This is a genomic window from Coriobacteriia bacterium, from assembly GCA_031292615.1.
Lineage (GTDB): Bacteria > Actinomycetota > Coriobacteriia > Anaerosomatales > JAAXUF01 > JARLGT01.
This window is the reverse complement of record JARLGT010000074.1, coordinates 1-9,750: the sequence shown is the minus strand read 5'-3', so window position 1 is coordinate 9,750 and position 9,750 is coordinate 1. Positions and strand designations below refer to the sequence as shown.

11 protein-coding genes are annotated in these 9,750 nt (G+C 64.1%); all 11 read right to left on the bottom strand.

Annotated elements, in window-relative coordinates; genetic code table 11:
• On the bottom strand, nt 1-647 hold a 647-nt coding region (locus tag P4L93_06855), incomplete at its 3' end, for a ketose-bisphosphate aldolase (protein ID MDR3686656.1).
• Between the two features lie 37 nt (nt 648-684).
• Nucleotides 685-1,566 (bottom strand): phosphoribulokinase, encoded by an 882-nt coding sequence (locus P4L93_06850; GenBank protein ID MDR3686655.1) that lies wholly within the window; start codon nt 1,564-1,566, stop codon nt 685-687.
• A gap of 31 nt (nt 1,567-1,597) precedes the next feature.
• Nucleotides 1,598-2,677 carry a class 1 fructose-bisphosphatase gene (locus P4L93_06845; GenBank protein ID MDR3686654.1) on the bottom strand — a complete coding sequence of 360 codons (1,080 nt, stop codon included), beginning with the start codon at nt 2,675-2,677 and terminating at the stop codon, nt 1,598-1,600.
• A complete protein-coding gene (gene cbbX, locus P4L93_06840; protein ID MDR3686653.1) occupies nt 2,674-3,657 on the bottom strand; it encodes a CbbX protein in 984 nt (327 codons plus the stop codon). Before cbbX ends, P4L93_06845 begins: the two co-directional genes overlap by 4 nt.
• A gap of 20 nt (nt 3,658-3,677) precedes the next feature.
• Nucleotides 3,678-4,109, bottom strand: coding sequence for a ribulose bisphosphate carboxylase small subunit (locus P4L93_06835; protein MDR3686652.1), 432 nt, complete (start codon nt 4,107-4,109; stop codon nt 3,678-3,680).
• 19 nt (nt 4,110-4,128) lie between these two features.
• Nucleotides 4,129-5,586, bottom strand: a complete 1,458-nt coding sequence (locus P4L93_06830; GenBank protein ID MDR3686651.1) for a form I ribulose bisphosphate carboxylase large subunit — start codon at nt 5,584-5,586, stop codon at nt 4,129-4,131.
• A gap of 176 nt (nt 5,587-5,762) precedes the next feature.
• Complete coding sequence (locus P4L93_06825) at nt 5,763-5,948, bottom strand: hypothetical protein (GenBank protein ID MDR3686650.1); 186 nt, start codon at nt 5,946-5,948, stop codon at nt 5,763-5,765.
• Nucleotides 5,949-6,081: 133 nt separating this feature from the next.
• The gene (locus P4L93_06820) at nt 6,082-6,963 is read right to left on the bottom strand and encodes a YitT family protein (protein ID MDR3686649.1); all 882 of its coding nucleotides are present in this window, start codon (nt 6,961-6,963) and stop codon (nt 6,082-6,084) included.
• Complete coding sequence (locus P4L93_06815; protein MDR3686648.1) at nt 6,957-7,775, bottom strand: phosphatase; 819 nt, start codon at nt 7,773-7,775, stop codon at nt 6,957-6,959. The genes P4L93_06820 and P4L93_06815 overlap by 7 nt, the downstream gene beginning before the upstream one ends.
• A 4-nt stretch (nt 7,776-7,779) precedes the next feature.
• Nucleotides 7,780-8,928, bottom strand: coding sequence for a peptide chain release factor 2 (prfB, locus tag P4L93_06810; protein MDR3686647.1), 1,149 nt, complete (start codon nt 8,926-8,928; stop codon nt 7,780-7,782).
• A 55-nt stretch (nt 8,929-8,983) separates the two neighbouring features.
• The coding region (locus P4L93_06805; GenBank protein ID MDR3686646.1) for a site-specific integrase at nt 8,984-9,750 on the bottom strand (767 nt) is incomplete at its 5' end.

Sequence of the window (9,750 nt, the reverse complement as noted above, 5' to 3'; positions counted from 1 at the left end):
CGCTCGATCGAGAGCACGTCGCCTGTCGGGCGCTTGGTGAACTTGTACGCACCATGGCTCGTGCCGATTGCGATGGCGAGCGCATCGCAGCCGGTCTGCTCGACGAAGTCGGCGGCCTGATCGGGGTCGGTCAGCAACTGGTCGCGCGTCAGCTTGCCCTGGGCACCAACACCGTCCTCCTCGCCCGCCTCACCTGTCTCCAGCGAGCCGAGAACCCCGAGCTCGCCCTCGACCGTGACGCCAACCGCGTGCGCCATCGCGCAGACCTGCTGCGTCACCTCGATGTTGTACTCGTAGCTCGACGGTGTCTTGGCATCGGGAAGCAGCGAGCCGTCCATCATCACGCTCGTGAAGCCGGAGCGAATCGACTGCTGGCAGACCGCTGGGCTTGCGCCGTGGTCTTGATGCATTGCCATGGGGATGTCGGGATACGCCTCGACCGCGGCTGCAACGAGATGGCGAAGGAACGCCTCGCCCGCGTACTTGCGTGCGCCAGCGGACCCTTGAAGAATCACGGGGCTGTCGACCGCCGCGGCGGCCTCCATGATGCCCTGGATCTGCTCCATGTTGTTGACGTTGAAGGCCGGGAGACCGTAGCTGTTCTCGGCGGCATGATCGAGCAGCTGGCGCATGGAGATGAGGGCCATCGTGCTTCCTTTCGTCTAGGACAGTCCGGACGCGGGGCTAACGGGCGAGCGCCTTCTTGCGTCGCTCGGCCATTCGCCAGATGAACGGGGTGAAGATGAGCTGCATGGCGAGGTCCATCTTGCCGCCCGGGCACACGAGGGTGTTGGCGCGGGACATGAACGAGTCGTGCAGCATACTCAGAAGATACGGGAAATCGATGTCCTTGGGGTCACGGAATCTGATAACGAGCATCGATTCATCGGGCGCCGGGATGTCGCGCGAGATGAAGGGGTTGCTGGTGTCGACGATAGGGACTCGCTGGAAGTTGACGTGCGTCAGCGAGAACTGCGGACTGATGTAGTGCATGTAGTCGTGCATTCGCCTCAGGATCACATCGGTGACGGCCTCGACCGAGTAGCCACGGTAACGGCAGTCTCGGTTGATCTTCTGGATCCACTCGAGGTTGACCACCGGTACCACGCCGATGAGCAGGTCGGGGTATTGCGCGATGTCGACGTCTGGAGTCACGACGCCGGCGTGAAGCCCCTCGTAGAAGAGCAGGTCGCTGTTGTCCGGCAGGTCGGCCCATGGCGTGAACGTGCCCGGCTCTTGGCCGAACGTCTCGGCCTCATCGGCGTTGTGGAGGTAGTAGCGCCGCTTGCCGGTACCGGTCTCGGAGTACGTCTTGAAGAGTTTCTCGATCTCGCTGAAGAGGTTGGCCTCCGGGCCGAAGTGCGAGAGGTGGCCGCCCGGGATCTTCTGGTCCTCGGCCATGAGCGCCTTCATTTCGGCGCGGTCGTAGCGATGGAAGCTATCGCCTTCGACGACAGCGGCCTCCATGCCCTCTCGGCGGAAGATCGACTCGAAGGTGTCCTGTACGGTGGTGGTCCCAGCGCCGGACGATCCGGTGATGGCGATGATTGGGTGCTTCGCCGACATGGCCGGCTCCTTTACTCCGAAGGACGACGGGCTAGCCCGGCTGGCGGAACAGGCCGCGGACGTTGAAGAGCGGGGTGTCGCTGTCGGTGTCGAGCTGCATCGTGGCGTAGTAGTCCTCGACGATCTCGACCTCGCAGCACGAGCCGAACACGAAGCCGATTCGCTGATGAAGCGACGCCGGCTGCACTTTGAGGACGCGGACCTCACCAGTGCTTGCGAAGCCGCCCGCCTGCTCGACGATCCAGCCGATCGGGTTGCACTCGTACAGCAGCCGCAGACGCCCCGCCTTGCTGGCATCTTTGGTGTCGCGCGGGTACAGGAACACGCCACCACGCATCAGGATGCGGTGTGCCTCGGCCACCAGTGAGGCGACCCAGCGCATGTTGAAGTCCTTGCCTCGCGGCCCCGTCGAGCCCGCGAGGCACTCCTCGACGTAGCGCTTGACCGGTGCCTCCCAGAAGCGGCTGTTGCTGGTGTTGATCGCAAACTCGTGCGTGGTCTTGGGCACGCGGATGTCCGGGTGCGTGAGCAGGAACTCACCCAGCTCGGGGTCGAGCGTGAAGCCGACAACGCCCTGGCCAACCGTCAGCACGAGCATCGTCGACGGCCCGTAGATGGCGTAGCCGGCAGCGACCTGCTCCGTACCGGGCTGGAGGAAGTCAGCCTCAACGGGATCGTCGCCAGGATTGGGCGATCGCAGAATCGAGAAGATCGATCCAACCGAGACGTTGACCTCGATGTTGCTCGAGCCATCGAGAGGGTCGAACACCAAGAGGTACTTGCCTCGCGGGTACTCAGCGGGAACGGCCAGCGGCACGTCCATCTCTTCTGATGCCCAGCCCGAGAGCACGCCCTCCCACTCAGTCGCCGAGAGGAACGCCTCGTTCGCGATGACGTCGAGAGCTTTTTGCTCCTCGCCCTGCACGTTGAGGTTGTCCAGGTTGTCGGCAACACCGGACAGGGCGCCGTGAGCGACCGCGCGAGCGATGACCTTGCACGCCTGCGCGACCGCGAGGATGAGTTCGTTGAACTCCCCGGTCGCCTCCGGGTGCGTGCGCCGCTGCTCGATCAGGTACTGGGTGAGCGTGGCGCGATATTTCACCAGGGTCATAGTGTGCCTCCTTCCAAGACGTCATCGGCGGGCTCGTCGTCGGGATCGACGTCGAACAGGCGGCTTGCGCGTACGTCTGACTCGCAGATAGTCACGAGGTCGTCTGAGGTCAGTTGTCGGCCACGCTCCTCGAATAGCCGCAGCGCCTGCCGCAAGCGGATGCGATCGAGCGCGTTGCGGACGCTTCGCGCGTTCGCGAAGTGCGGGCGAACGCGCCTCACCTCCACGTACTCGCGAAACGCTGCCCCGGCCGCCTTGTCGAAGCGGTAGTGCCACTCATCGAGCATGAGCTCGGCGATCTCGAAGAGCTCGGTGCTGCTGTAGTCCGGGAACTCGACGTGGTGCGCGATGCGACTCGACATGCCCGGGTTGGACGCGAAGAACGTGTCCATCCGATCCTTGTAGCCAGCCAAGATCACAACGAGGTCGTCGCGCTGGTTCTCCATGACCTGCAGCAGGATCTCGATCGCTTCCTGGCCGTAGTCCTTCTCGTTCTCGGGACGGTGCAGGTAGTAGGCCTCGTCGATGAACAGCACGCCGCCCATCGCCTTCTTCAAGACTTCTTTGGTCTTGGGCGCCGTGTGGCCGATGTACTGCCCCACCAGATCGTCGCGCGTGACCGCGACGACGTGCCCTTTCCGGCAATAGCCGAGGCGGTGCAGGATCTGAGCCATGCGCATGGCGACGGTCGTCTTGCCCGTGCCAGGGTTACCCGTGAAGCACATGTGCAGCGAAGGCGCTCCCGCCGAGAGCCCCATGCGCTCGCGGACCTGCTCGACGAGCAGCAGCGCCGCGATCTCGCGCACGCGCCGCTTGACCGGCTTCAGGCCCACAAGTTCGCGGTCGAGTGCGTCGAGCACCTCGGCGATCCCGGCCTCCTCGTACTCGCGAGCGAGGTCGATTGTTACCGGTGCCGACGTCGGATCGTTCGTGGCGTCGTCGTCATCCCGCTCGGGGCGGGTGTTGGTGGGCTCCTCCATGTCGGGCCTCCAAGCTCAAGCTAGGCTCCGGCGCCGTAGCGCTCGCCGGCAGGTGACTTGTCGACGGCGTACGAGACGAGGCTGTAGCGCTGCGTGCGCCCCTCTGTCTCCGTGCGATCGAGGCGGAAGCCCGGCTCGTTGGTCGGCCGGTTGACGATGAACGACAGGGCAACCGACTCGACCCCATGCGTCGAGTCGAACGCGTTGATTCGGATGTAGCTCTGTGGGTTGGCCGTGCGGCACTCGGCCAGCTCGATCATGACGCCGGCAGGGTCGACCAGGTCGAACATGGGCGCACCCCACATGTCCCAGTACGTGTTGCGCGGATGAGCGTCATCGGTGTGCTCGATCGCGACTGCCCAGCCGTTGCTCAGGCAGTAGTCGATCTGCATACGGATCTCATCGTCGGTCAGGTCTGGAAGGAACGAGAACGCTCCCTGTGTGATTCGCATTTCGGCCTCCTTAAGCGGGCTAGATGGACGTCGGGGTCGGGACCGTATCGAGCGTGTCAGTGCTTGCGTAGTCGAAGGTGACCTCGCCCCACGTGTCGAGTGCGGCACGGAGTGGCTTGCACCACTTGGCGGCGTCGGCGAGGATCTTGGGGCCCTCCATGAGGATGTCGCGACCCTCGTTGCGCGCCTTGACCATGGTCTCCAGCGCCACGCGGTTGGCAGTGGCGCCAGCCGCGATGCCCTCTGGGTGTCCGATCGTGCCGCCGCCGAACTGCAGCACCACGTCGTCACCGAACAAGTCGAGCAGCTGGTGCATCTGGCCCGCGTGAATCCCACCCGATGCAACAGGCATGACCTTGCGCAGTCCCACCCAGTCCTGCTCGAAGAACAGGCCGTGCTCGGGGTTGACCTCGTTCTTGCTCTCACGCAGCACGTCGTAGAAGCCCAGCACCGAGTTCTTGTCGCCCTCGAGCTTGCCCACAACGGTGCCCGCGTGCAGATGATCGACGCCAGCAAGTCGCAGCCACTTGCAGATGACGCGGAAGCTGACGCCATGGTCCTTCTGACGCGTGTACGTAGAGTGCCCGGCGCGGTGCATGTGGAGCAGCATGTCGTTCTTACTCGCCCACTTACTCATCGACGTGATTGCCGTCCAGCCGATGACGAGGTCAATCATGACGATGTTGCTGCCCAGGCTCTTGGCGAACTCGGCGCGCTCGTACATGTCCTCCATCGTGCCTGCCGTGATGTTGAGATAGTGGCCCTTCACCTCACCGCTGGCGGCCTGCGCCTTGTTGACGCCCTCCATGCAGTAGAGGAAACGGTCGCGCCAGTGCTGGAACGACTGCGAGTTAATGTTCTCGTCGTCCTTTGTGAAGTCCAAGCCGCCGCGAAGTGCCTCGTAGACCACGCGTCCGTAGTTCTTGCCGGACAGGCCAAGCTTGGGCTTGATGGTGGCGCCCAGGAGCGGACGACCGAACTTGTCGAGCCGCTCGCGCTCGACGATGATCCCGGTCGGTGGGCCGTCAAACGTCTTGACGTACGCTGGCGGGAAGTACATGTCCTCGAGGCGCAACGACTTGACCGGCTTGAAGCCGAACACGTTGCCGATGATCGACGCCGTGAGGTTCGCGATCGACCCGGGCTCGAAGAGCTCGATGTCGTATGCGATGTGGGCGAAGAACTGGTCGTCTCGGCCGGGAACGGCCTCGATCTTGTATGCCTTGCCGCGGTAGTTCTCGGCGGCGGTGAGCCGGTCCGTCCACACGACGGTCCAGGTCGCCGTCGACGACTCTCCGGCCACAGCAGCTGCGGCCTCGATCCAATCGACGCCCTCTTGCGGCGTTACGCGAAAGACCGCGAGCAGGTCAGTGGGCTTGGGCTCGTAGTCGCCTTCCCAGTAGCCCATCTTCGCGTACTTGAGCACGCCGGCACGGTAGCGCTCCTTGGGATCCTTGATGGGTGTGGCATCAGCCATTGGTGCCTCCTCCGTACGAGATCCAGGGGGTAGTACGGAGGATTGTCCGCGCCCAGAAAGCGGCGCGGAACGGATGTACCGCGTAAGGTCCAAACGCGCGGGTCAGCGGTGTGGCGTGCGCGGTAGACGGCGCTGCCGAGAGACAACGCGCAGGCGAACGGTGGTGGCGATGGGCGTCAGCGAGTCGCTCCGCGCGCCAGCGCCGCCGTGAATGCGACGCTTGCCACGGCCAGCACGATGCGAGCGAAGGGCAGAGCAACGACGGCCTCGAATGCACCCGCGTCGGCAAATGCCTGAGCCGCAAAGCCAAATAGGGTCGTCACCGTCAGCACGATCAGAATGGTGCACCTGCGTCCCGTCATTGCGCTCCCCCCGTCGGAGCCGCCGGTCTCTTGGCGGTGTGGCCTACGAGCTCAGGGATACCCGTGCGGGCAAAGCGGGTCAACGCAGCCGGTGACAGTGACTGTGACCCAGCACACTATGCGGGCGTGAAGCCTAGCCCGCCATCTCCTTGAAGCCCTCGCCGATGGCTTCGTGCACGTTGGAGATGATCACCATCGCGGTGGGGTCGATGCCCTTCACGATGGCCTTCAGGTCGTCGATCTCGTTTCGCGCCAGCACCACGTAGAGGGTGCCCCGGCGCTCGCCAGTGAACACGCCGGTCGCCTCGAGGCGCGTCGCTCCTCGGCCCATCTCGGCATTGATCGCCTGGCCAATCCGATCGGCCACGTCCGAGATGATGATCACGGCTTTCTCCACCGAGACGCCCTCGAGCACCAGGTCGATGGTGGCCGTGCTCACGAAGATGGCGACGACGCCATAGAGCGCAACGTTGGGACCGAACTGAATCGCGGCCAGTACGGTGACGCACGCGTCGATGACGAGCATCAGCTGGCCGACGCCGAACGGGAAGCGCCGCGAGAGCAGCTGCGCCACGATGTCGGTACCACCAGTATTGCCGCCGCCCTTGAAGACCAGCCCCATGCCGAGACCCGACACGGCGCCTCCCCAAAGCGCTGCGAGCAGCAGGTCGTGGGCGGCCAGATGCGGAGCGAATGGCGCCATGACGTCGACGAGAATGGACAGGCCAACAGCGCCGTAGAGGGTCTTGGCGACGTAGCGCAGGCCCCGATAGCGCCACGCGACCAGCAGCAAGATCGCGTTCATGACGAGCATCTGCATACCCACGAGAAGCGTAACGCCGAGATGCTCTTTCGCCGCGTAGAAGATGACTGTCGCCAAGCCCGACACTCCACCCGCCGCGAGCTGGTTAGGGATGAGGAACGCGTCGAGCGCGAACGCCGTCATTGCGACGCCCACCGTCATGAGGGCGAAGTCGCGCAGACGCCGGCTCCTGAGAATGCGCTCGACTACCACCAGCCCGCCTCGCCCGAGTCGGGGTCGCGCGCGACATCAGGGCCGGTCGGCCAGGTCCACTCGCCCCCGATGTTGAGGCGCGGCCTTTCGCGCTTGCCGAGCAAGTGCGCGAGCACGCTCTCGGCGTTGCGGTTCACGATGCGGTCGTCGGCGAAGCCGAACTCCTCGGCGATTGCGAGCGCGGCGTCGAAATGGCCGACGTGCAGGGCGTAGTGCGCGTCGGAGCCGATCGCTACCGGTGCGCCTGCGTCGTACGCGGCTCCCGCGAACTGGCGCTCGCGTGCGGTCGAGCCTGCGCGCGAGCTCGAAGGGTCGAAGCTATGGTCGTTGAGCTCGAGGATCACGTTGTGGCGAACAGCAGCCTCGACCACAGCCTCCAAGTCCAGCGGAAACTCGTCCTCGTTGCCGGGGTGCGTGATCTGGTCGACGAGCGGGTTAGCCATTACGCGCAGCAGCGCTTCGGTGTTGCGCGCGCGGTCCGGCACGTCGAAACCGCCGGTCGGATGAAAGCCCACAGCAACGAAGTCAAGCAAGCCGAGCACGTTGTCGGGCAGATCGACGCCGTTGTCTGTATCGGGGGCCACGTTGGCTTCGCATCCCTTCAGGATGCGCACGCCATCGAGCACGCTTGGCACCACCTTGAGGTTCCAGAAGTACCACGGGTGCGCGCCTTGCGGGACGCCCGGGCCGTGGTCGGTGACGGCGATGAGCTCGAGCCCGCGCGCCCGAGCAGCGCGAGCGTTCTCGGTCAGCGTCGAGTAGGCGTGCCCCGAGGCAATCGTGTGCGTATGCAGGTCGGCGAGCAGCCGCATGTCGTCACTCCTCGTCGGCTAGAGCGGCGGCGACTGCGTCGTCGGCGGCGCCCTCGCCCTTCACGCGCCAGCGGTGGTAGCCGACCACGAACTGATCGATATCGCCGTCGAGCACCGCGTCAACGTTGCCTGTCTCGATACCTGTGCGAACGTCTTTGACGAGCTGGTAGGGGTAGAGCACGTAGTTGCGAATCTGGCTGCCGAAGCTGATGTCGCGCTTTGGTCCGCGCAGCTCGTCGAGCTCTGCGTCGCGCTTCTCCTTCTCGATCTCGTAGAGGCGCGCCCGCAATATCTTCATCGCCGCGTCTTTGTTCTTGTGCTGCGACTTCTCGTTCTGGCACGTCACCACAAGCCCGGTCGGAATGTGCGTGATGCGCACCGCCGAGTCGGTCGTGTTCACACTCTGGCCCCCTGGGCCGCTCGAGCGGTACACGTCGATACGCAGGTCCTCGTCCCTCACGTCGACTTCGACGTCGTCGGGAAGCACGGGGAGCACCTCGACGCCTGCGAACGTGGTCTGCCGACGCTTCTTCTCGTCGGTCGGGCTGATGCGAACGAGCCGATGGACCCCGGACTCGGACAGCAACATGCCGTACGCCATACGTCCGTGAACCGTGAAGGTGGCACGATCGATGCCGATCTCGACACCGGGGATGACGTCGTTGAGCTCGACTTTCCACTTCTTGCGCTCGGCGTACTTGGTCAGCATCTTGAGCAGCATCTCGGCCCAGTCCTGGGCCTCCAAGCCGCCCGCACCGGGGGTGATCGTCACGATCGCGTCGCCGTGGTCGAACTCCCCGGTGAACCACGAGCTGACCTCGAGCGCATCGGTCATCCGCGCGGCATCGGCCAGCGCTGTGGTTACCTCGGCAGCCAGCTCCTCGTCGTTGTCGGCGAGTGCAAACTCGTTGGCGACTTCGGCGTCGTCGAGCGCTTCGACGATCTCCTCGTACGGCGAGATCTCCTCGCGGATGCCCGAGGACTGCGCCATCGTCGCCTGCGCGATGCTCTGGTCGTCCCAGAAGCCCGGCTTGGCAGCGTTGGCCTCCAGCTTGGCCAGCTCGGCTCGGCGGGCGTCGATGTGGAGGTACTCGCACATCTGCGCAACGCGCTCGCGCAGGGACGCTATCTCACTTGAACGGTTCTCGATCATCGGCATCTACGCGTTCGCGCCGTGGCACTTCTTGTACTTGTTCCGTAGCAGCATACTAAAGGCTCCTGAGCTGGTCGTTTAGGCTTGTGGAGAATCTAGTTCCCAGTGCAATTCCCAGTTCGGCTCCGGTAATCAGGTCGAACGCGCTCTTCTTGTATCCGGGAGCCCATCGCAGATATTTCATCGTTGTCTCTATCCGCGTGTGTCCGAGTTCCCTTCTGAGGTCCTCGATGTTACCACCGAGGCTGAGGTAGATTCGCGCGAAAGCGGAGCGGGCCTTGTGGCACTTCGCATCGGCCAGGTCCAGCGGTTCGCTTCCCTTCACCTTCGTGGCCGCTATCGTTGCGGCCGACTTGAGCGCCTTGCGGAACTCGTCGTCGTTGATGACGCCATGGGTGCGTGGATTCGTGAACATCAAGTCGTAGGGGTTTTCATCGCCTCGGGTTTGGTCTCGCCATTCGCCGAGGATGTCGCAGAGCAGCTGGGGGATGGTGAGCTTTCGGTCCTTGCCGCTCTTGGTCTGCTGGAAGGGCTTCCCGTAGCGCTTGACGGCGGTGGCTCCCATCTTGTAGACGCTGCGCTCCACGACCAGCTGGTGATTGCTCGTGGATAGGTCTCCACGACGAAGTCCTTTGAGCTCTCCGATTCGAACTCCACTAAGGAACAACGTGCACCAGATAGCCTTGTCCATGCCTTTAAGCTCTTGGAGGATGAGTAGACAGTGCTCCAAGGTTAGGGAGTTCGTATCCGGTGGCTCCTCTTGGATGGGGTCCACGAGCTTCGCGGGATTCGTCTCGCAGTAGTTGCGCTTCTGGCACCAGG

Excerpts from the sequence above, each read along its gene's own strand:
- P4L93_06850 (MDR3686655.1), bottom strand. The coding sequence starts at position 1,566 with ATGTCGGCGAAGCACCCAATCATCGCCATCACCGGATCGTCCGGCGCT.
- P4L93_06845 (MDR3686654.1), bottom strand. The coding sequence starts at position 2,677 with ATGACCCTGGTGAAATATCGCGCCACGCTCACCCAGTACCTGATCGAG.
- cbbX (MDR3686653.1), bottom strand. The coding sequence starts at position 3,657 with ATGGAGGAGCCCACCAACACCCGCCCCGAGCGGGATGACGACGACGCC.
- P4L93_06835 (MDR3686652.1), bottom strand. The coding sequence starts at position 4,109 with ATGCGAATCACACAGGGAGCGTTCTCGTTCCTTCCAGACCTGACCGAC.
- P4L93_06830 (MDR3686651.1), bottom strand. The coding sequence starts at position 5,586 with ATGGCTGATGCCACACCCATCAAGGATCCCAAGGAGCGCTACCGTGCC.
- P4L93_06825 (MDR3686650.1), bottom strand. The coding sequence starts at position 5,948 with ATGACGGGACGCAGGTGCACCATTCTGATCGTGCTGACGGTGACGACC.
- P4L93_06815 (MDR3686648.1), bottom strand. The coding sequence starts at position 7,775 with ATGCGGCTGCTCGCCGACCTGCATACGCACACGATTGCCTCGGGGCAC.
- prfB (MDR3686647.1), bottom strand. The coding sequence starts at position 8,928 with ATGATCGAGAACCGTTCAAGTGAGATAGCGTCCCTGCGCGAGCGCGTT.